Source organism: Belnapia sp. AC561, from assembly GCF_979252845.1.
The window spans coordinates 1-20,350 of the sequence record NZ_CEEDBP010000024.1; the positions used below are offsets into that span (position 1 = coordinate 1).

18 protein-coding genes and 1 riboswitch are annotated in these 20,350 nt (G+C 71.6%); of the genes, 10 read left to right on the forward strand and 8 right to left on the reverse strand.

The window, feature by feature from the left end; translation table 11 throughout:
• Positions 1–121: 121 nt before the first annotated feature.
• From ispG to AC0IW9_RS18775, 4 genes are all read left to right on the forward strand, one after another.
• Positions 122–1,252 (forward strand): flavodoxin-dependent (E)-4-hydroxy-3-methylbut-2-enyl-diphosphate synthase, encoded by a 1,131-nt coding sequence (ispG, locus tag AC0IW9_RS18760; protein WP_471649814.1) that lies wholly within the window; start codon positions 122–124, stop codon positions 1,250–1,252.
• A 1-nt stretch (position 1,253) separates the two neighbouring features.
• Positions 1,254–1,409: a hypothetical protein gene (locus tag AC0IW9_RS18765; RefSeq protein WP_471649815.1), complete on the forward strand. Its 156-nt coding sequence runs from the start codon at positions 1,254–1,256 to the stop codon at positions 1,407–1,409.
• A 61-nt stretch (positions 1,410–1,470) separates the two neighbouring features.
• Positions 1,471–1,728 carry an AbrB/MazE/SpoVT family DNA-binding domain-containing protein gene (locus AC0IW9_RS18770; protein ID WP_471649816.1) on the forward strand — a complete coding sequence of 86 codons (258 nt, stop codon included), beginning with the start codon at positions 1,471–1,473 and terminating at the stop codon, positions 1,726–1,728.
• Positions 1,729–1,738: 10 nt separating this feature from the next.
• Entirely contained in the window at positions 1,739–2,137 is a 399-nt protein-coding gene (locus AC0IW9_RS18775; RefSeq protein WP_471649817.1) for a type II toxin-antitoxin system VapC family toxin, read from the forward strand.
• Between the two features lie 108 nt (positions 2,138–2,245).
• On the opposite strand, the gene AC0IW9_RS18780 is transcribed toward AC0IW9_RS18775, so the two are convergent.
• The gene (locus AC0IW9_RS18780; RefSeq protein WP_471649818.1) at positions 2,246–2,803 is read right to left on the reverse strand and encodes a DUF4142 domain-containing protein; all 558 of its coding nucleotides are present in this window, start codon (positions 2,801–2,803) and stop codon (positions 2,246–2,248) included.
• A gap of 131 nt (positions 2,804–2,934) precedes the next feature.
• Between AC0IW9_RS18780 and hisS the strand changes: the two genes are divergently transcribed.
• The 5 genes from hisS to thiC all read left to right on the forward strand — a co-directional run bounded on the left by hisS (position 2,935) and on the right by thiC (position 9,094).
• The gene (hisS, locus tag AC0IW9_RS18785; RefSeq protein WP_471649819.1) at positions 2,935–4,263 is read left to right on the forward strand and encodes a histidine--tRNA ligase; all 1,329 of its coding nucleotides are present in this window, start codon (positions 2,935–2,937) and stop codon (positions 4,261–4,263) included.
• The gene (gene prfA, locus AC0IW9_RS18790) at positions 4,260–5,315 is read left to right on the forward strand and encodes a peptide chain release factor 1 (protein ID WP_471649820.1); all 1,056 of its coding nucleotides are present in this window, start codon (positions 4,260–4,262) and stop codon (positions 5,313–5,315) included. The genes hisS and prfA overlap by 4 nt, the downstream gene beginning before the upstream one ends.
• Positions 5,312–6,235, forward strand: coding sequence for a peptide chain release factor N(5)-glutamine methyltransferase (gene prmC, locus AC0IW9_RS18795; protein WP_471649821.1), 924 nt, complete (start codon positions 5,312–5,314; stop codon positions 6,233–6,235). The genes prfA and prmC overlap by 4 nt, the downstream gene beginning before the upstream one ends.
• A 316-nt stretch (positions 6,236–6,551) precedes the next feature.
• Positions 6,552–7,043 carry a DUF4167 domain-containing protein gene (locus AC0IW9_RS18800; RefSeq protein ID WP_471649822.1) on the forward strand — a complete coding sequence of 164 codons (492 nt, stop codon included), beginning with the start codon at positions 6,552–6,554 and terminating at the stop codon, positions 7,041–7,043.
• Positions 7,044–7,096: 53 nt separating this feature from the next.
• A riboswitch (TPP riboswitch) is annotated at positions 7,097–7,205 on the forward strand.
• Between the two features lie 68 nt (positions 7,206–7,273).
• Positions 7,274–9,094 carry a phosphomethylpyrimidine synthase ThiC gene (thiC, locus tag AC0IW9_RS18805; protein WP_471649823.1) on the forward strand — a complete coding sequence of 607 codons (1,821 nt, stop codon included), beginning with the start codon at positions 7,274–7,276 and terminating at the stop codon, positions 9,092–9,094.
• An 85-nt stretch (positions 9,095–9,179) separates the two neighbouring features.
• Here thiC and map read toward each other — a convergent pair whose 3' ends face one another.
• From map to hpnA, 5 genes are all read right to left on the reverse strand, one after another.
• Positions 9,180–9,959 (reverse strand): type I methionyl aminopeptidase, encoded by a 780-nt coding sequence (map, locus tag AC0IW9_RS18810; RefSeq protein WP_471649824.1) that lies wholly within the window; start codon positions 9,957–9,959, stop codon positions 9,180–9,182.
• Complete coding sequence (locus AC0IW9_RS18815; RefSeq protein WP_471649825.1) at positions 9,956–10,585, reverse strand: TetR/AcrR family transcriptional regulator; 630 nt, start codon at positions 10,583–10,585, stop codon at positions 9,956–9,958. Before AC0IW9_RS18815 ends, map begins: the two co-directional genes overlap by 4 nt.
• A 198-nt stretch (positions 10,586–10,783) precedes the next feature.
• Positions 10,784–12,808, reverse strand: a complete 2,025-nt coding sequence (gene shc, locus AC0IW9_RS18820; RefSeq protein WP_471649826.1) for a squalene--hopene cyclase — start codon at positions 12,806–12,808, stop codon at positions 10,784–10,786.
• 170 nt (positions 12,809–12,978) lie between these two features.
• The gene (locus tag AC0IW9_RS18825) at positions 12,979–14,145 is read right to left on the reverse strand and encodes a glycosyltransferase (RefSeq protein ID WP_471649827.1); all 1,167 of its coding nucleotides are present in this window, start codon (positions 14,143–14,145) and stop codon (positions 12,979–12,981) included.
• Entirely contained in the window at positions 14,142–15,137 is a 996-nt protein-coding gene (hpnA, locus tag AC0IW9_RS18830) for a hopanoid-associated sugar epimerase (RefSeq protein ID WP_471649828.1), read from the reverse strand. Before hpnA ends, AC0IW9_RS18825 begins: the two co-directional genes overlap by 4 nt.
• A gap of 107 nt (positions 15,138–15,244) precedes the next feature.
• Between hpnA and AC0IW9_RS18835 the strand changes: the two genes are divergently transcribed.
• Positions 15,245–15,835, forward strand: coding sequence for an ABC transporter substrate-binding protein (locus tag AC0IW9_RS18835; protein ID WP_471649829.1), 591 nt, complete (start codon positions 15,245–15,247; stop codon positions 15,833–15,835).
• A 7-nt stretch (positions 15,836–15,842) separates the two neighbouring features.
• Here AC0IW9_RS18835 and AC0IW9_RS18840 read toward each other — a convergent pair whose 3' ends face one another.
• On the reverse strand, positions 15,843–17,165 hold the full coding sequence (locus AC0IW9_RS18840) for a TolC family protein (protein ID WP_471649830.1): 1,323 nt from the start codon (positions 17,163–17,165) through the stop codon (positions 15,843–15,845).
• A gap of 5 nt (positions 17,166–17,170) precedes the next feature.
• Positions 17,171–20,350, reverse strand: a complete 3,180-nt coding sequence (locus tag AC0IW9_RS18845) for an efflux RND transporter permease subunit (RefSeq protein WP_471649831.1) — start codon at positions 20,348–20,350, stop codon at positions 17,171–17,173.

Here is a 20,350-nt window from a genome sequence, read left to right on the forward strand (position 1 = left end):
GCCCCGCCCGCCACGCCACCCCGGCCGGTCCCGCAATGACCCGGCCCGCCGCCGGGGTGCTTTGGCAAAGCCCGGCGGGATGCCATATCCTCTCGCCACGACCCCTTGGGGAATCCTGCGCATGAGCTATCGCCCCTACCAGATGATCACCCGGCGCAAGTCGCGCCAGATCCGGGTGGGCAAGGTCCTTGTCGGCGGCGACGCGCCGATCACGGTCCAGACCATGACCAATACGCCGACCGAGGATGCGGCGGCGACCATCGCCCAGATCCGCAAGTCGGAGGTCGCCGGCGTCGACATCGTCCGCGTCTCCTGCCCCACGCCGGAATCGACCGCGGCGCTGGCCGAGATCGTGCGGGAGGTGAATGTCCCGATCGTCGCCGACATCCACTTCCACTACCGCCGCGCCATCGAGGCGGCCAAGGCCGGCGCCGCCTGCCTCCGCATCAACCCGGGCAACATCGGCAGCGCGGAACGCGTCAAGGAAGTGGTCAAGGCCGCCCGCGACTACGGCTGCTCCATCCGCATCGGCGTCAATGCCGGGTCGCTGGAGAAGCACCTGCTGGAGAAATACGGCGAGCCGAACCCGGAGGCGCTGGTCGAGAGCGCGCTCTGGCACGCCGCCCACCTGCAGGACAACGACTTCCACGAGTTCAAGATCAGCGTGAAGGCCTCGGACGTCTTCCTCGCCGCCGCCGCCTACCAGCAGCTCGCCGAGGTCTGCGACCACCCGCTGCACATCGGCATCACCGAGGCGGGGGGCAAGCGCACCGGCACGGTGAAGTCGGCGGTGGGCCTCGGCAGCCTGCTCTGGGCCGGCATCGGCGACACCATGCGGGTCTCGCTCTCGGCGGAACCGGAGGAGGAGGTCCATGTCGGCTGGGAGATCCTGAAGTCGCTGGGCATCCGCCATCGCGGCGTGAAGATCATCTCCTGCCCCTCCTGCGCCCGGCAGGGCTTCGACGTCATCCGCACGGTGGCGACGCTCGAAGACCGCCTCGCGCATATCGAGACGCCGGTGACGCTCTCCATCATCGGCTGCGTGGTCAACGGCCCGGGCGAGGCGCTGATGACCGACATCGGCCTCACCGGCGGCGGCGCCGGCCGGCACATGATCTATGCCGCGGGCAAGACCGACCACACCATCGACGAGGCCGCCATGGTCGACCACGTCGTCTCCCTGGTGGAGAAGAAGGTCGGCGAGATCCAGGCCTCCGAAGCCGCGGCCAAGGCGGCGCTGGCGGCCGAGTAGGATGGCCGGGCTCGCCGCCGCGGCCCTGCTGGTCGGGCGGCGGCGCCTGCCCGAGGGCGATGCGCCGCTACGACGGCTGGGCTGGATGCTGCTGGCCCAGGCGGTGCTCTCCAGCGGCCTGACCCTGGCGGTGCGCTTCCCTCACCTGTTCGGGTAAAGCTTGCAACCAGCGTCCTCCCCGCCTAGGTAATACCCGTCCTTCCTCAGGTATTACCGCCATGGGCATGCCCGTCACCGTCAAGGGCCAGGTCACCATCCCGAAGCCGCTGCGCGACCACCTGGGGCTCGCTCCGGGCAGCGAGGTGGATTTCGTCCTGGATGCCGAGGGCCGGGTGCTGCTGCAGCGCGCCGCCGCCGAGACCCCCGCCGCGCCCAGCCGCTTCGCCCGCGCCCGCAGCTTCGCCGCCGCCCGCAACGGCCTGAGCACCGAGGAGATCATGGCCCTCACCCGGGACGACGCGACGCCCCCCGGGTGACCCGACACCGGTGACCCTGGTCGATACCAACATCCTGCTGGACCTCACCGGCCGCGACCCCACCTGGGCCACTTGGTCGGAACGGGCGCTGGAAGCCGCCGCCGCCCGCGGCCCGCTCCTCGTCAACGACGTCGTCTTCGCCGAACTCTCGATCGGCTTCGACCGGCTGGAGGATTGCACCGGCTTCCTCGCCCTGATCCAGGCCGAAAGCCTGCCGATCCCGCCCGAGGCACTGTTCCTCGCCGGCAAGGCCTTCCGCGCCTATCGCCGCCGCGGCGGCACCCGCACCGGCGTGCTGCCGGATTTCTTCATCGGTGCCCATGCCGCGGTGGCCGGGCTGCCGTTGCTGACCCGGGATCCGCAGCGCTACCGCGGCGTCTTTCCGACCGTACGGCTGATCGGCCCTTAAGGCCGGCACCGCCCGTACGGCCGATGCCCACCCAAGCTACCGGTTCTGGAGGGCCTTTGGCCCTTGGCCGGGGGTGCCCGAGGGGGACGACGTCCTCCTCGAAGCCTCTCAACGCCGCGTGCGGCCCGGCATCAGCGCCTGTGCCGCCCGCAGGTGCTGCTCCAGCATCGGCACCGTCCTGGCGGCAAAGGCCCGCACGTCCGGGTCGGTCCCGTCCCGCGCCTCGGCCTGGTATTCGCGGATGTCGTCCTCGTGGTCCTTCACCATCGCCTGGGCATAGGCCCGGTCGAAGGCCCGGCCGCGCAGCTTGGCCAGGTCGTCGTAGACGCCCTGATATTCCGCCCCGATGCCTTCGGGCGGGGTGATCTCCTTCCGCCGGGCCAGCGCCGCGAGTTCCTGGTTGCCGGCGTTATGGTCCGTCATCAGCGTGCGGGCGAAGCTCTTCACCGCCGGGGACCGGCCGTTGCGCAGCGCCAGCTCCGCCAGGCGGGTCTCCGCCATGCCGCCGCGTGTGGCGGCGGTGATGAAGCTGGCATCGGTGGTGGACAGGGTCGGGTTCACCTGCGCCTTCGCCGCCGCGACCGTGGTATCGGCCGCCTGCTGCGTCTGGGCGCAGCCCGCCAGCAGCATCGGCACCAGCGCCGCCGACCAGATCAGCTGTTTCATCGTTTCTCTCCTCTCCGCCGGCCGCACGGCCTCGGAACAGCAGCGTCCGAACCCGCCGCTCGTTCCACCGCGCGGCCTTGCGCTCCGGCTTCGCTTGCCCTGCGCCCGACACAGGATTATCCGCCATCCCCATGTCCCAGCTTCAGCCCGCCCGCGGCACCCATGACCTGATCGGCGCGGACCACCGCCGCCACCACCGTGTCATCGAGGTCGCACGCCGCATCGCCACCCTGTATGGCTTCGAGGAATGGGCGACCCCCATCTTCGAGGACACCCGCGTCTTCAGCCGCGGCCTGGGCGATACCTCGGACGTCGTCTCGAAGGAGATGTACGTCTTCGAGGACCGCGGCGGCGAGAGCGTCACCCTCCGGCCCGAGAACACCGCCGGCGTCTGCCGCGCCCTGGTCAGCAACGGGCTGACCCAGGGCGGCCTGCCCCGCAAGGTCTTCTACGCCGGGCCGATGTTCCGCTACGAACGGCCGCAGAAGGGCCGCTACCGCCAGTTCCACCAGATCGGGATCGAGGTGCTGGGCGCCCCCGAGCCGCTGGCCGATGCCGAGGTCATCGCCTGCGGCTGGCAGATCCAGCAGGAGCTCGGCATCGAGGAGGGCACCATCCTCGAGATCAACACCCTCGGCGACGCGCCGTCGCGGGATGCCTACCGCGCCGCGCTGGTCGGCTACTTCACCGGCCATGCCGAGGCGCTCTCGGCCGACAGCCGGATGCGGCTCGAGAAGAACCCGCTCCGCATCCTCGACAGCAAGGACAAGGGCGACCGCGCCCTGATCGCCGATGCGCCGACCATCTTCGACCACCTGACCCCCGAGGCCGCCACCTTCTTCGAGACGGTGCAGCGCCACCTGACCCGCTTCGGCGTCCCCTTCCGGGTCAACCCGCGCATCGTCCGGGGCCTCGACTACTACAGCCACACCGCCTTCGAATTCGTGACGGAGCGTCTCGGCGCCCAGGGCACCGTCATGGGCGGCGGCCGCTACAACGGGCTCGTGGAGGAGATGGGCGGCCCCGCCACCCCCTCCGTCGGCTGGGCCGCCGGCGTCGAGCGCCTGGCGCTGCTGGTCGAGGCCGCCGGCCTCACCCCGCCGCCCCCCCGCCCGGTCGCCGTCATCCCGCTCGGCGATGCGGCGGAAGGCCCGGCGCTCGACCTGCTGCAGATGCTGCGCCAGTCCGGCGTGATCGCCGAGATCGCCTACCGCGGCAACGCCAAGCGGCGGATGGAGCGGGCCAACAAGATCGGCGCCGGCGCCGCCGTCATCCTCGGCGAGGACGAGCTGGCCGAGGGCTTGGCCATCGTCCGCAACCTCGACGCCGGCACCCAGGAGCGCGTGCCGCTCGACGACGTCGTCCGCGCCCTGGCCGAGACCGGCGTGGTGGACAGCGCCGTCGAGGCGCTGCTCGCCGACATGCTGGAGGCCGAGGAAGACGAGGCGCCGACGCCATGAGCATCGCCGACAAGCTCGACCGCGTCCTGACCCGCGCCGAGGAACTTAAGCACCAGCTCGCCACCGCCGAGGGCGGCCAGTTCGGCGCCATGTCGAAGGAGCTGTCCGAGCTCGAACCCCTGGTCGCCAAGGTCGAGGCCCTCCGCGCCGCCGAACGCGCCCGCGACGAGGCCGAGGCCATGCTGGCCGACCCCGAGCTGCGCGAGCTGGCCGAGGATGAATACCTCGCCCAGAAGGACGCCGTCCCGCGGCTTGAGCGCGAGGTCCGCCTCATGCTGCTGCCCAAGGACAGCGCCGACGAACGCAGCGCCATCCTCGAGATCCGCCCCGCCGCTGGCGGCGACGAGGCCGCGCTGTTCGCCGCCGAGCTGTTCCGCGCCTACCAGCGCTACGCCGAGGGCCGCCGCTGGAAGTTCGAGGTCATGGAATACGACGAGGGCGAGCTGGGCGGGGTGAAGGGCGCGACCGCCGAGATCCAGGGCCGCGGCGTCTTCGCCAAGTTCAAGTACGAATCCGGCGTCCACCGCGTCCAGCGCGTGCCGGCGACGGAGACGCAGGGCCGCATCCATACCTCGACCATCACCGTCGCCGTGCTGCCGGAGGCCGAGGAGGTCGACGTCCAGATCAACGACAGCGACCTGCGGATCGATACCTACCGGGCCAGCGGCGCCGGCGGCCAGCACGTCAACAAGACCGACAGCGCCGTCCGCATCACCCATATCCCGACCAATACGGTGGTGGCGATGCAGGAGGAGCGGAGCCAGCACAAGAACCGCGCCAAGGCCATGAAGGTCCTCCGCGCCCGCATCTACGAGGCCCAGCGCGCCCGCCTCGCCGGCACCCGCGCCGCCGACCGCAAGTCCCAGGTCGGCACCGGCGACCGGTCCGAGCGCATCCGCACCTACAATTTCCCGCAAGGGCGGGTGACCGACCACCGCATCGGCCTGACGCTCCACAAGATCGAGAAGGTGATGCTCGGCGACTTCGACGAGATCATCGACGCGCTGACCCAGGAGGATGAGGCGGCGCGGCTCGCGGCGGACCAGGATTGACCACCTCCACCTGCGCCGAGCCGGCCGGCACCGTCGGCTTCTTCCTCTGCCGCGCCGGCCAGCACCTGCGCGCCGCCGCCATCGAGAGCCCGCGACAGGAAGCCCGCATCCTGCTCGCCCATGCCCTCGCCTGCCGGCAGGAGGACCTGCTGCGCGACCCCCGCGCCGCCGTCCCCGCACCCGCCGCCCAGGCCTTCGCCGACCTCCTGCGCCGCCGGCTGGACCATGCCCCGGTCGCCCACCTGCTGGGCTTCGCCGAATTCTGGTCCCTCCGCTTCGCCGTCTCCCCCGCCACCCTGATCCCCCGCGCCGATTCGGAAGCCCTGGTGGAAGCCGCGCTGGAGGCCTTCCCCGACCGCGCCGCGCCGCTCCGCATCCTCGACCTCGGTACCGGCACCGGCTGCCTGCTGCTCGCCGTGCTCAGCGAATACCCGGCCGCCAGCGGCATCGGGATCGACCGCATCGCTGGCGCCGCCGCCCTGGCACAGCGCAATGCCCGGGCGCTCGGCCTGGCGGCCCGCTTCCTCGTCGCCGACTGGGCGGCGCCGCTCGCCGGCCGCTTCGACCTCGTCCTTTCCAACCCGCCCTATATCGAATCGGGTTCCATCCCCGGCCTGATGCCCGACGTCGCCCGGCACGAGCCCGCCTCGGCGCTCGATGGCGGCAACGATGGCCTGGAGGCCTACCGCGCCCTCGCCACCGCCCTCCCGGCCCTGCTCGCCCCGGACGGCCGCGCCATCCTCGAACTCGGCCAGGGCCAGCGCCCGGCGGTGGAGTCGCTCGCCCGCGCCGCCGACCTCACCCCCCTCGGCTGCCGCGCCGACCTCGGCGGCATCGACCGCGCCCTGGTCCTGTCCGGCGGAACCAACCCACCCCCTCAAAAAACAGTTTGGCAGCAGGGCTCCCAGGGATTAGCTTGAATGCGGACTTCGTGGGCAGGCTGGCTTTGCCTTGTGCCGTGCCGCGCAGACCTTCATCCATGGACCGGCCTGCTGACAATAGCCTCCATGGCGATTTGAAAAACCCCGACCGCCAATACCGATCCTGCCCGAACCGCGGGCCAGGACGGGGCGGCCCACCTGCGAGACGGCAGACGCAATACCGATGAACATGAAACGGATTCGCGGCCGCAGCCACCGTCACGGTGGAGGCGGCCAGGGCGGTGGTGGTCAAGGTGGCGGCCAGGGCGGCGGCGGCGGGGGTGGCGGCCAGTACCGCCCCGCTGCTCACCAGCCGATGAGCCGGAACCACGTCTTCGACTCGAACGGCCCCGACATGCGGCTGCGCGGCACCGCCCAGCAGCTCTTCGAGAAGTATCTCCAGCTCGGCCGCGACGCCACCGGCTCCGGCGACCGCGTCATGGCGGAAAGCTACTTCCAGCACGCGGAGCACTACTTCCGCATTCTGAACGCGATGAGCCAGGTCCAGCAGCAGCAGCAGGGCGGCCCGCCCCAGCAGCAGCAGCGCCGCTACCAGAACGGCCCGGACCAGGGCGAGGGCCAGGCCGAGGGCGGCGAGCAGCAGCCCGAGTTCAACGACCCCCGCAACGGCGCCGAGCAGCGCCCCGACCCGCGCGGCGACCAGCGCCATGATCAGCGCCCCGATCACCGCCCCGATCACCGCAACGACTCCCGGGCCGACCAGCGCCACGACCAGGCCCCGGAAAACGACCAGGACCAGGACGGCCAGCCTCCCCAGCCGCAGCAGCGGGAACGCGAGCAGCTCTGACGACCCCGCGGCCAGGGCCGATTGACAAGCGGCCCGGCCCGGCAGCACCCTGATCCTGTTCCAAGGGGGGCCCCGGCAGGGGCTGAGAGTGGGCTAAGTCGCCCTGACCCTTCGAACCTGATCCGGGTCATGCCGGCGTAGGGAACGGAACGAGCGGGCGTAATCCGAAGACCAATTGCGCCCGGCCCCGCGCGTCACACCACCCGGATCTCCCTTCAGGAGGTCCAAGAATGCCCGATATCTTCCCCACCGAAGCCCTTGACGTCACCACCGGCCCGCTGCCGGCCTCCCGCAAGGTCCATATTGCCGGGATTCACCACCCCGACATCCGGGTGGCCATGCGCGAGATCGACCTCGACCCCTCCGCCAACGAGCCGCCGCTCCGGGTCTACGACCCCTCCGGCCCCTATACCGATGCCGGCTATGTCGCCGACATCCGCCGCGGCCTGCCCGCCCTCCGCCAGAAGTGGATCGAGGCCCGCGGCGACGTCGAGGCCTACGAGGGCCGCGACCCCAAGCCCGAGGACGACGGCCTGAAGCCCGGCGAGGCCCGCCGCGTCCCGGTCTTCGACCGCACCACCCGCCAGCCGCTGCGCGCCAAGCCCGGCAAGGTCCCGACCCAGCTCGCCTATGCCCGCGCCGGCATCATCACGCCGGAGATGGAATACGTCGCCATCCGCGAGAACGTGGGCCGCGCCCAGCTCCGCGAAGCCGCCGAGCGCGACGGCGAGAGCTTCGGCGCCGAGATCCCCGACTACGTCACGGCGGAATTCGTCCGCTCCGAGATCGCCCGCGGCCGCGCCATCATCCCGGTGAACATCAACCACCCGGAATCCGAGCCGATGGCGATCGGCCGCAACTTCCTGGTCAAGATCAACGCCAACATCGGCAACAGCGCCGTCGCCTCCTCGGTCGCGCAGGAAGTCGACAAGCTGGTCTGGGCCATCCGCTGGGGCGGCGACACCGTCATGGACCTCAGCACCGGCCGCAACATCCACACCACCCGGGAATGGATCATCCGCAACAGCCCCGTGCCCATCGGCACCGTGCCGATCTACCAGGCGCTGGAGAAGGTGAACGGCCGCGCCGAGGACCTCACCTGGGAGATCTTCCGCGACACCCTCATCGAGCAGGCCGAGCAGGGGGTGGATTATTTCACCATCCACGCCGGCGTCCGCTTGGCCTACATCCCGCTGACGGCGAAGCGCGTCACCGGCATCGTCTCCCGCGGCGGCTCGATCATGGCCAAGTGGTGCCTGGCGCATCACCAGGAGAATTTCCTCTACACCCACTTCGACGAGATCTGCGAGATCATGGCGGCCTATGACGTCAGCTTCTCGCTCGGCGACGGCCTCCGCCCCGGCTCCATCGCCGATGCCAACGACGCCGCCCAATTCGCCGAGCTCGAGACCCTCGGCGAGCTCACCAAGGTGGCCTGGGCCCGCGACGTGCAGGTGATGATCGAAGGCCCCGGCCACGTGCCGATGCACAAGATCAAGGTGAACATGGAAAAGCAGCTCGAGGTCTGCGGCGAAGCCCCCTTCTACACCCTCGGACCGCTGACCACCGACATCGCCCCCGGCTACGACCACATCACCTCCGGCATCGGTGCGGCGATGATCGGCTGGTTCGGCTGCGCCATGCTCTGCTACGTCACGCCGAAGGAGCATCTCGGCCTGCCGGACCGGGACGACGTGAAGGTCGGCGTCATCACCTACCGGATCGCCGCCCACGCCGCCGACCTCGCCAAGGGCCATCCGGCGGCCAAGCTGCGCGACGATGCGCTGTCCCGCGCCCGCTTCGACTTCCGCTGGCGCGACCAGTTCAACCTCAGCCTCGACCCCGCCACGGCCGAGCAGTTCCACGACCAGACCCTGCCGGCCGAAGGCGCCAAGCTGGCGCATTTCTGCTCCATGTGCGGCCCGAAGTTCTGCTCGATGAAGATCAGCCAGGAAGTCCGGGCGGCGGCGCAGCAGGGGATGGAGGAGATGAGCGACAAGTTCCGCAACACGGGGGGGCAGATCTATCTGCCGCCTGTCGCGCGGGCCTGAAGCAAGGAAGGTCCGGGGGGAGGTATCCCCCCGGGCCCCCTTCTATTTTTGCTTGCTTGCAGGGCGCGGGTCAGATATAGGTCTTTTATCCTAAATCTGAGAGCGTGAAGATCTCGTAGCCGGTCTCGGTCACGCCGACGCTGTGCTCGTACTGGGCCGAGAGGCTGCGGTCGCGGGTCACGGCGGTCCAGCCGTCACCCAAGACCTTCACCTCCGGCCGGCCGGCATTCACCATCGGCTCGACCGTCAGGAACATCCCCGGCCGCAGGGCCGGCCCATCACCCCGCCTGCCGTAATTCAGCACGTCCGGCGCATCGTGATAGACCCGGCCCAGCCCATGGCCGCAGAAGTCGCGGACCACGCTGAACCGCTCCGCCTCGACATGCCGCTGGATGGCAAAGCCGATGTCGCCCACCGTCGCCCCGGGCCGGATCGCCGCGATGCCCCGCATCATCGCCGCATGCGTCACATCCATCAGCCGCCGCGCCCGCGTGCCGGGCTCGCCCACCGCATACATGCGGCTGCTGTCGCCATGCCAGCCGTCCAGGATCGCCGCGAGGTCGATGTTGAGGATATCCCCCTCCGCCAGCCGCCGCTCGCCGGGAATGCCGTGGCAGACGACATGGTTGAGGGAGATGCAGGTCGCATGGGCATAGCCGCGATAGCCCAGGGAGGCCGGAACCGCCCCCTGGTCCAGCACGAACTCATGGCAGATCCGGTCCAGCTCGGCGGTGGTGATCCCCTCCCGGACATGCGCCCCGATCATGTCGAGCGCGGCCGCGACCAGCCGCCCCGCGGCGCGCATCCCGGCGAAATCCTCGGGCTTGTGCAGCTTGATGCTTCGGCGCAGGGCGAACTCGTTCATCGGACGTCCAGGGACAGGGAAAGAGGACGGGCCTCCGCGTGGGAGACCCCCAAGGGCATGCCGGCATGCAGCTCGGCGATCATCCGCGCCGCGAAGGGCGGCAGCGCGCCGCCCTGCACGAGCGCGGGGCGCAGGATGGCGATCGGCGCGTCGAAGATCAGGAACCGGGCCCGCGCCAGATCCTCCTCCCGCGGCACGCCATCGCCGCAGGCGGCGACGCAGGCGCGGAAGGCGGCATCGAACTCGGTCTCCAGCCGCTCCAGCGCCTCCCGCAGCGGCGCCGGCGGCGGGGTATCCTCGAACAACCCGACCGGATCATGCAGCAGCAGAAAGCGGGCGCGGCGCGTGTTCTCCCGCGACCAGGGCAGGATGGCCAGCGCCGCCTCGCGGGGGCGCCCCGCCTGCAGCAGCGGCGCCAGGGCCCGGACGAAGGTGGCATAGGCGGCATTCCAGGCGGTGCCGAGCACGGCCGCGCGGGATTCGAAGCGATGATAGATGGACCCGGTGGGCGCCCCGACGCGCCGGGCGATGGCCTGCATCGTCGCGGCCGCCGGGCCGCCCTCGGCGACCAGCGCCATGGTCGCCTCGATGAAATCGCCCTCGGTGAACCGTGCCGTCCTGACCATGCCAATTAGAATGCACGTTTTAGAATGAGCCGTCCAGTTGGCGATCGAGGCCGGAACCCAGCATCCTCAAGGGCTTGGCCCCGCGGAATTGGGAGGAATTGGTGGGAATTTTACCGAATTGAGGGGAATTGAGCCGAATTGAGGAAATTTGAGCGGAATTGAGCAGTCTTTTAGAAACCGCCCAACCCCTTGAATTCGCTACAATCCGTGGCCCACCAGCCGCGAATTGCCCCGCCGCAGGTTCCGCACCCGGGCCAGCGCCCACAAGGGAAACAGCCGCGCATAGCCGTGGTAGCGCAGGTAGAAGACCCGCGGGAAACCGGTGCCCGTGTAGTCGTCCTCCGGCCAGGACCCATCCTCCGCCTGCCGCGCCAGCAGCCAGAGCGCGCCCCGGTCCACCGCCGGATCCTCCACCGCCCCCGCCGCCATCAGCGCCAGCAGCGCCCAGGCGGTCTGGCTGGCGCTGCTTGGCGCCATCGTCCGGTCCGGGTCAGCCCGGGTGCCGCCGCGCCGCGGATAGGTGAAGCCATCCTCGCCCCAGCCGCCATCGGGGTTCTGTGCCGCCTTCAGCCAGGCGACGGCCTTGCGCATCGCCGGATGCTGCGGCCCCAGCCCGGCCGCATTCAGCGCCGTCACCGCCGACCAGGTGCCGTACACATAGTTCACGCCCCAGCGGCCGTACCAGGCGCCATCCGGCTCCTGCTCCGCCAGCAGGTACTCGACCGCCTGCTTCATCACCGCGCTCTCGGGCGGATGGCCGAGCTGCGCCAGCATCGCCAGGCAGCGGCCGGAGACATCGGCGGTCGGCGGGTCCAGCAGCGCCCCATGGTCGGCGAAGGGAATGGAATTCAGGTGGTGATGGGTATTGTCGGCATCGAAGGCGCCCCAGCCGCCGCCCTTGGACTGCATGCCGACGACCCATTCGGTCGCCCGCTCGATCGCCGCCTCTGACCGTTCGTCGGGTTCCAGTCCCGCCTGCTTCCGCGCCCGGTCGAGCGCCAGCACCACCACCGCCGTGTCGTCGACATCGGGGTAGTGCGGATTGGCATATTGGAAAGCCCAGCCGCCCGGCGGCACACCGGGGCGCGCCTCGGCCCAGTCGCCCGCCACGTCGGTCACCTGCCGGTCGAGCAGCCAGGTGAGGCCGCGGTCCACCGCCGCATCCGCCGCCGGCCCGCCGGCTTCCATCAGGGCATGCGCCACCAGCGCGGTATCCCAGATCGGCGAGAGGCAGGGCTGGACATAGGTCTCCTCCGGCGTGCCCTCGCGCTCCGGCCGGTCGAGCACCAGCTTCTCGACCGCCGCCCAGGCCGTCACCAGCCGCGGGTCATCGGCCGGCACGCCGAGGCAGTGGTACATCAGGATCGCATTGGCCATGGCCGGGTAGATGGCGCCGAGCCCGTCCTCGCCGTTCAGCCGCTCGGTCACGAAGGCCTCGGCCCGCGCCTCGGCCCGGGCCCGCAGGGTCTCGGGGATCAGGCCATGGGCGCGCTGCAGCACCGCATCCATCTGGCGGAACAGGGTGCGCCAGGGCTCCGCCGCATGGGCGCCGCCCGGCCAGTGCTTCACCTGCGCCGGCGGGGTGCGGAACAGCTCGGTCACCGTCACGCCCAGCGGGGCCAGCGGCTGCGGCCGCCGCGCCATCACCACGGTCAGCGGCACCAGCACGGTGCGCGCCCAGTAGCTGATCTTCGACAGGTGGAAGGGGAACCAGCGCGGCAGCAGCATGATCTCGGGCGGCATCACCGGCACCGCCTGCCAGGGCACCTCGCCGAACAGCGCCAGGGTCGCGCGGGTGAAGACGTTGCACTGCTCCGCCCCGCCGGCCGCCAGGATCGCCTGCCGCGCCAGCATCATATGCGGCGCATCCGCCGCATCGCCGATCAGCCGCAGCGCGAAATAGGCCTTCACCGAGCAGGAGACATCCAGCGGCCCGCCATGGAACAGCGGCCAGCCGCCGCCGCAGATCGCCGCCTCCCGCTGCTGGATCCGCCGGATGTAGCGGCCGATCCGCGCTTCCCGCACCGCATCCTTCTGGCCGAAGAAGCGGCGCAGCATGACGTATTCGGAGGGGATGGTGGCATCCGCCTCGAGCTCGAAGACCCAATGACCATCCGGCTGCTGGCGGGCCAGCAGATGCGCCGCGGCGCTGTCGATGGCGGCATCCAGCGGTTCCCGCAGCAGCGATCCCAGAAGGGGCGGTCCCAGAGGGCCGTCCAGCATCAACTCCGACCGGAGCTTGGATGCGGCGAGGTCCTGTATCGTGGACAAGGCGAGCAATCCCCCAGTGGTCCAGCGGCGATCCGGCCACGGGTGCGGCGCGGATCGTGAATCCCACGGAATAAGGCGTCTTCCCGTGGTTGCGAAGGGCAAGCTGCCCGGATGGGCGCGGATTAATCCTGGCCTGTGGCCCGATTGGCGCCCTGGTCAGCCCGGGGCCCGGCCTCCCCTTTCCACATGCCGCCCCGCCCCCGCCACTCGGCCCAGGCCGAGTCCAGGGTGAAAGCCATGTAGACCGCGGCGATCCCCGGCAGCGCCAGGCCTCGCCACGGGCCGAGCCCGAAGCGGCGGAGCGTCGGCGCGAAGGCCAGCGCCATGGCCGCCCAGGCTGCCAACCCCAGCCACCGCGCGGCACCCGCACCGAACAGCGCCAGGGCCGGCGGCACCAGGAAGACCAGCGCCAGCGCCGCCATCATCCCGACAAGCGCCACCGGGAGGTACCCCAATTGCGCATAGGCGGTCCGCGCCACCATCCGGCGGATCTCGCCCATGCCCGCATAGGGCCTGAGGCTCTCGACCCGCCCGGTCAGCCCGGTCCAGATCGGCCCGACGGCCTTCATCCGCCGCGCCAGGGCGCAGTCGTCGATGATGGCGCCGCGGATCGGCGCGAGGCCGCCCGCCCGCTCGAAGGCGGCGCGGTCGAGCAGCACGCAGCCGCCCGCCGCGGCCGCCGTCCGCGCCCCCGGCGCGTTGGACCAGCGGAAGGGATAGAGCATCTGGAAGAAGAAGATGAAGGCCGGGATCATCCAGCGCTCGGCAGCCGAGGCGCAGCGCAGCCGGGCCATGAGCGAGACCAGCACCCGCCCCTCGGCGGTGGCGCGGGCTACCAGCCGGCGCAGGCTATCCGGGCTGTGGCGGATATCCGCATCGGTGAACAGCAGGAAGTCAGGCGTGGTCCGCCGCGCCTCGGCCAGCCCCTGCTCCAGCGCCCAGAGCTTGCCGGTCCAGCCCGCCGGCCGGGCCTGGCCGCGCAGCAGCACCAGCCGGGCATCCCCCGCCGCCGCCGCCCGCGCCGCCGCGCCGGTGCCGTCGGTGCTGCGGTCGTCGACCACCACCAGCCGGAAGTCGCCCGGGTAGTCCTGCGCCAGCAGCCCGGCGACCGTCGCGTCGATCGTCGCCGCCTCGTCCCGCGCCGGCACCACCGCGACCACGCTGGGCCAGGCAGCCGGCTCGGGCAGGGCCGCGGCATCCCGGTCGTCGTCCCGCGCCAGCCAGAAGAAGCCGCGCCCCAGCAGCAGCACCGCCCAGGCGAGGCAGGCCGCCAATCCCAGCCAGATCACTTGCGCAGCATCCCCTGCTCGCGGAACCAGAGGATCGCCTCCCCCACCGCCTCCCGCCAGGGCCGCGCCTGGTGGCCCAGCACCCGCTCGGCCTTGGCGGAGCTGAAATACATCCGCCCCTTGGCCATCCTCAGCCCGTCGAGCGTCAGCATCGGCTCCCGCCCGCTCAGCCGCGCCCAGCCCTCTGAGACCACCGCGGCGGGCCAAAGGGGCAGGCGCGGCAGCCGGATCGGCTTGCGGCGGCCGAAGGTGGCGCCGATCCGCTCCAGCATCTCCCCCAGCGGCACGTCCTGGCCGCCGAGGATATGCCGCTCGCCGATGGCGCCGCGGGTCAGCGCGGCGACGCAGCCCGCGGCCACGTCGTCCACATGCACCAGGTTCAGCCCGGTATCGACATAGGCCGGCATCCGCCCCCGTGCCGCTTCCAGGATGATCCGCCCGGTCGGCGTCGGCCGCCGGTCGCGCGGGCCGATCGGGGTGGAGGGATTGACGATGACCGCCGGCAGCCCGGCCTCGGCCACCAGGCGCTCGACCAGCCGCTCCGCCTCGGTCTTGGAGCGCTTGTAGGGGCCGATCGCCTGCTCGGGCGTCGCCGCATCCGCCTCGGTCGCCGGCCGGCCATCCTTCCGGGGCTTCAACGTCGCTACCGAGGAGACATGCACCACCCGGCGGCAGCCGGCGGCGAGCGCCGCGCGCATCACCGCCTCGGTCCCGGCGACGTTCACCGCCCACATCCGGGCCGGGTCGGGCACGAAGATCCGGTAGTCGGCGGCGCAATGGATCACCGCCCCGCAGCCTTCCATCGCCCGGGCGACGGAGGCCGCATCGGTCAAGTCGCCGGGGATGAATTCCGCCGGCACGCCGGCCAATACGCCGCGCGGCGTCCCCTCCCGCACCAGGGCCCGCACCGGGTGTCCCGCCCGGTGCAGCGCCAGCGCGATGGCCGAGCCGAGAAAGCCCGTGCCGCCCGTCAGCATCACCGTTTCCGTCATGCATCCCCGCCTTGTGCCGCCCCGCCTTGGGCCGCACGGGGTTGTGGCCGGAAGTGGCGCGCTTTTCCAGCCATCGCATTTCTGCCGCCCATGCTATGGCGCCGCGCATGACCCTGATCGCCCGCCGTACCCTTCTCCTCGCCACCGCCGCCCTGCCGCTGGCCGCGAAAGCCCAATCCGCTGCCGCCGCCACGGTGGACCGGCTGCACGCCACCCTGCTCGACCTCATGAAGAACGCCCGGTCGCTCGGCGTCCGCGGCCGGGACCAGCGCCTGCGGCCGGTGATGGAGGCTACCTTCAACCTGCCGGCGATGACCCGCATCGCCGTCGGCCCGCCCTGGACCGGCTTCCCCGCGGCGCAGCAGCAGGCGCTGGTGCGGGCCTTCTCCGACTGGTCCGTCGCCACCTATGCCAGCCGCTTCGACGGCTATGGCGGCGAGAGCTTCGAGACTCTGGGCGAGACGCCGCGGCCCAATGGCGACGTGCTGGTCAATACCCGGCTCAACCGGCCGAACGATGCGCCGGTGCTGCTGAACTACCTGCTGCGGGACGGCCGGATCGTCGACGTCTACCTGACCGGCACCATCAGCGAGCTGGCCAGCCGCCGCGCCGAATTCACCGCCATCCTGCGGGAGGGCGGGCCGGAGCGGCTGGTGGCCGAGCTGCAGCGGCGGACCGCGACCGCCCTGGCCGGGTAGCCGGGCGTCAGGCGCCCGGCACGACCCCGAGCGCCTGGTTGAGCCGCGACCGCGCCCGGCCGGCCTGGACCGCCGCCCGCGCCTCGGCCCCCGCGGCCTCGAGCTGCAGCTGGCGGACCCGGTAGAGGTCGAAGATCCCCGTCTCGCCCTGGCGGAAGGCGCGGCGGGCGACATCAAGCTGCTGGTCGGCCACCGAAAGCCGCTGCCGGGCGAGGCGGGAGGCCTCCTCCGCCGCGCGCAGCGCCGCTTCGCCTGCCAGCACCCCGGCCTGCACGATCCGGCGCTGCTGCATCACCAGCGCGGTGGCGCGGGTGACCTGGGACTGCGCCGCGGCCCGGCGCGGCGCGTTGCGCGCCTCGGTCGCCAGCGGCACCCGCAGCCGGACGCCGAAGGAGACGCCCTGCTCGGTCACGTTGCCGGTCTGGCTCTGGCCGAAGAGGCCGAGCTCCGGGTTGTCCCGCTGGGTGGCGGCGACCAGCCTTGCCTCCGCCTCGGCCGCGGCGAGGCCGGCCTCGGCGGCCGCCAGCACCGGATGCTGCGGGTTGCGCGGCGCCGGCGGCTCCGGCACCAGGTCGGGCATGGCGCCGCCGGTCAGCACGGCATAGCTGGCGCGGGCGGCGGTCAGGTTGGCCTCGGCCTCGCTGAGCTGCAGTTCGGCCGCCAAGGTCTCGTTCTCCGCCAGCAGCCCGTCCGAGGGCGGGATGTCGCCGAGCTGCGCCCGGCGGGAGACGTCGCGGGCGATGTCCCGGGCGGTGCCCAGGCGTTCCCGCGCCAGCCGCGCCTCGCGCGCGGCCAGGGCGGCGGCCCACCAGGCCTCGCGCAACTGCCCGGCCAGCTCCAGCTCGCGCTGCACGAGCTGGCCCTCGACCTCGGCGACCGCGGCGCTGACGGTGCCGCCGAGGGCCCGGCGCTGGCCCGGCAGCCAGATCGGCGCACCGACCTCCATGTCGAATTGCATGGCCTCGCGCGGACCGCGCGTGTCGCTGCGCCAGGCGCCGCTGACGGCGGGGGAGCCGGCGATGGGCGAACGCACGGTGGCGCTGCGGGCGGCGACGGCATCCCGCTGCGCGGCCAGGGCCCGGGCGGTGGCATCCAGCGCCATCGCCCGGTCCAGATGGCGGCCGAGGCTGCCGCCCCGCTGCGGCGCGGTGGTCGGCGGCGGCGGCACCGCCCGGCGGGCGACGGGCGGCACGGCCCGGGGCGCGGTCACCTCCGGATAGGCCTGCAGCGGCGGGGCGGTGCGGGGCGCCGCGGTCTGCGCCTCCGCCCAGGTGGAGACGAGCAGCAGGGTTGCCAGGACGATCGCCTGGATGAGCAGGATCGGGCGCATCGGGATCACTCCGCCGGGACGTGCTTGGGCGCGGGGGCCCCATGCGAGGCCGGATTGGGCTGCGGCAGGACGGGCTGCTCCGGGTTGCGGCTGCCGGCCGCGATCTCCGCCTTGGGCAGGGCGAAGCGGGAATAGAGGATCGGCAGCATCACCAGGGTCAGCACCGTCGCCGTCACCAGCCCTCCGATGACGACGATGGCCAGCGGCCGCTGGATCTCGGCGCCCGGCCCGGTGGCAAACAGGAAGGGCACCAGGCCGAAGGCGGCGATGGTCGCGGTCAGGATCACCGGCGTCATCCGGCGCCGCGCCCCTTCCATCACCGCATCCAGCAGGGACAGGCCTTCCTCCGCGATGAGGCGGTTGATGTAGCTGACGAGCACCACGCCGTTCAGTACCGCGATGCCGACCAGCGCGATGAAGCCGACCGAGGCCGGGACCGAGAGGAACTCGCCCGAGGCCCAGAGCGCGACGACGCCGCCGATGGCTGCGAAGGGCACGTTGCAGAAGACCAGCGCCGCCTGCCGGGCCGAGTTGAAGGTGAAGTACAGCAGCAGGAAGATCAGCGCGAGGGCGATCGGCACCACCACCGCCAGCCGGGCGGAGGCGCGCTGCTGGTTCTCGAACTGGCCGCCCCATTCGAGGCGGTAGCCGGGCGGGATCTCGACCTGGGCCGCCACCGCGGCCTGGGCCTCGGCGACGAAGCCGACCAGGTCGCGGCCGCGGACATTGGCGAGCACGGTCGCATAGCGCTGGGTGCCCTCGCGGATCACCTGGATGGCACCTTCCTCCTCGGCGATGCGGGCGACCTGGGAGAGCGCCACGGTGCGGCCGCCGGGCAAGGCGAGCACCAGCCGCTGCAGGTCGGCGGCGGACCGGCGGAGGCTGCCCTCGCCACGCAGCATCAGCGGGATGCGGCGTTCCTGTTCCAGCACCAGACCCATGTCGCGGCCATCGACCCAGACCCGCAGCGCCTGCTGCACGTCCCGCACGTTGAGGCCGAGCCGGCCGGCGGCGAAGCGGTCGATCTCGACGCGGAGGTACTTCATGCCGTCGTTGCGCAGGCCGAAGACCTCGGAGGAGCCCTGGATGCCCTGCACCGCCTCCTCGACCTTGCGGACCAGGGTGTTCAGCTCCCCGATCGAGTAGCCGAAGATCTTCACCACCACGTCGCCGCGGGCGCCGATGATCATCTCCTGCACGCGCATGTCGATCGGCTGGTTGATGGCGTAGGAGATGCCGGGGAAGGCATCCAGCACCTTGCGGACCTCGTCCATGACGAAGGCGCGGTTCTTCGGCTCGCGCCATTCCTCCTGCGGGGCGATGGTCAGGAAGTGGTCGCTGTCGTTCAGCCCGACCGGGTCGATGCCCAATTCGTCGGCGCCGGCGCGGGCCATGATGCCACGCACCTCCGGCACGCGCCGCATGATCTCCCGCTGCAGCAGCAGGTCGGTCTCGGCGGCTTCGTCGACGCTGATGGTCGGGTGCTTGCGGAGGGTGATGACCGGCGTGCCCTCGTCCATCACCGGCATGAAGGTGGAGCCGATCTGGGTGAAGAGCACGCCGGCCAGGACCAGCCCGGCGACGGCGCTGCCGCCGACCTTCAGCGGATTCTTCATCGCCCAGGCGAGCAGCGGGTCGTAGCCGCGGTGCAGCTGGCGGACCAGCCAGGGGTCCCGGGCATGGCCGCCGGCCTTGAGCAGCGTCGCCGCCAGCGCCGGCACCACCGTGAGGGAGATGAGCAGCGCGGCGCAGAGCGCGAAGATGATGGTCAGCGCCACCGGGCCGAAGAGCCGGCCCTCCAGGCCCTGCAGCGAGAGCAGCGGCAGGAAGACGGTGACGATGATGATGACGCCCGAGACCAGCGGCACCGCCACTTCCCGCACCGCCTCGCCCGTCGCCTGCAGCCGCGCCTTGATATCGGTGCGGCCTTCCATGGTGGCCAGGCGATGCGCCGCGTTCTCGACCACCACCACGGCGCAGTCGACCAGCAGGCCGATGGCGATGGCGAGGCCGCCGAGCGACATGATGTTGGCCGAGAGCCCGTAGAGCGACATGACGCCGAAGGTCGAGAGCACCGCCAGCGGCAGCGAGAGCGAGACCACCAGCGCCGCCCGCCAATTGCCGAGGAAGAGGATCAGCAGCACCACCACCAGGGCGATGGCCTCGAGCAGCACCTTCTGGACGGTCCAGACCGCCTTCTCGATCAGGTCGTTGCGATCATAGAAGATCTCGATCTTCATGCCTTCCGGGAGCTGCTTCTGGATCTCCTCCAGCTTCGCCGTCACGCCGTTCACCACGGTGCGGGCATTGGCGCCGCGCAGGCCGAGGACGATGCCCCAAACCGCCTCGCCGTCGCCGTTGCGGGTGACGACGCCGTTGCGGGCCAGCGCGCCGAAGCGGACATCGGCGATATCGGCGATGCGGACCACGCCGGTCGGATGGGCGACGACGACGATGGAGCGGATATCCTCCAGCGTGCGGATGCGGCCCTCGGCGCGGACCAGCAGCGCCTCCTCGCCGTCGCGGACGCGGCCGGCGCCGTCGTTGCGGTTGTTCTGCTGCAGCACCTCCGCCAGCATCGCGGTGGTGATCCCCCGCGCCGCCATCGCCGCCGGGTCGGGCGCGACCTCATAGGTGCGGACATGGCCGCCGAGGGTATTGATGTCGGCGACGCCCGGCAGGCCGCGGAGCTGCGGCCGGATGGTCCAGTCCATCAGCGTCCGGCGCTGCATCGGCGACAGGCTGCCGCCTTCAAGCGTGAACATGAGCATCTCGCCGAGCGGCGTCACCACCGGGGCGAGGCCGCCGGAGACGCCGTCGGGGAACTGCTCCTCCAGGTCGTCCAGCCGCTGGTCCACCTGGGTGCGGGCCCAGTAGATGTCGGTGCCGGCGGTGAACTCGAAGGTCATCAGCGCCGTGCCGTATCGGGTGATGGAGCGGATGCTGGCGAGGTTGGGGATGCCCTTCATCGCCAGCTCGGTCGGGTTGGTGACCTGGGTCTCCAGCTCCTCCGGCGGCAGGCCGGGCGCCTGCATGGCGACCAGCACCTGGGTCGGCGAGACATCCGGGAAGGCGTCGATCGGCAGCTTGCGATAGGCATTCACCCCCCAGGCGACCAGGCCCAGGGTGGCGAGCACGACGATCAGGCGCTGGCGCAGCGCCAGCCCCACGAGCTTCATCAGCAT

Excerpts from the sequence above, each read along its gene's own strand:
- ispG (WP_471649814.1), top strand. The coding sequence starts at position 122 with ATGAGCTATCGCCCCTACCAGATGATCACCCGGCGCAAGTCGCGCCAG.
- AC0IW9_RS18765 (WP_471649815.1), top strand. The coding sequence starts at position 1,254 with ATGGCCGGGCTCGCCGCCGCGGCCCTGCTGGTCGGGCGGCGGCGCCTG.
- AC0IW9_RS18770 (WP_471649816.1), top strand. The coding sequence starts at position 1,471 with ATGGGCATGCCCGTCACCGTCAAGGGCCAGGTCACCATCCCGAAGCCG.
- AC0IW9_RS18780 (WP_471649818.1), bottom strand. The coding sequence starts at position 2,803 with ATGAAACAGCTGATCTGGTCGGCGGCGCTGGTGCCGATGCTGCTGGCG.
- hisS (WP_471649819.1), top strand. The coding sequence starts at position 2,935 with ATGTCCCAGCTTCAGCCCGCCCGCGGCACCCATGACCTGATCGGCGCG.
- prfA (WP_471649820.1), top strand. The coding sequence starts at position 4,260 with ATGAGCATCGCCGACAAGCTCGACCGCGTCCTGACCCGCGCCGAGGAA.
- AC0IW9_RS18800 (WP_471649822.1), top strand. The coding sequence starts at position 6,552 with ATGAGCCGGAACCACGTCTTCGACTCGAACGGCCCCGACATGCGGCTG.
- thiC (WP_471649823.1), top strand. The coding sequence starts at position 7,274 with ATGCCCGATATCTTCCCCACCGAAGCCCTTGACGTCACCACCGGCCCG.
- map (WP_471649824.1), bottom strand. The coding sequence starts at position 9,959 with ATGAACGAGTTCGCCCTGCGCCGAAGCATCAAGCTGCACAAGCCCGAG.
- AC0IW9_RS18815 (WP_471649825.1), bottom strand. The coding sequence starts at position 10,585 with ATGGTCAGGACGGCACGGTTCACCGAGGGCGATTTCATCGAGGCGACC.
- shc (WP_471649826.1), bottom strand. The coding sequence starts at position 12,808 with ATGCTGGACGGCCCTCTGGGACCGCCCCTTCTGGGATCGCTGCTGCGG.
- hpnA (WP_471649828.1), bottom strand. The coding sequence starts at position 15,137 with ATGACGGAAACGGTGATGCTGACGGGCGGCACGGGCTTTCTCGGCTCG.
- AC0IW9_RS18835 (WP_471649829.1), top strand. The coding sequence starts at position 15,245 with ATGACCCTGATCGCCCGCCGTACCCTTCTCCTCGCCACCGCCGCCCTG.
- AC0IW9_RS18840 (WP_471649830.1), bottom strand. The coding sequence starts at position 17,165 with ATGCGCCCGATCCTGCTCATCCAGGCGATCGTCCTGGCAACCCTGCTG.
- AC0IW9_RS18845 (WP_471649831.1), bottom strand. The coding sequence starts at position 20,350 with ATGCTGATGAAGCTCGTGGGGCTGGCGCTGCGCCAGCGCCTGATCGTC.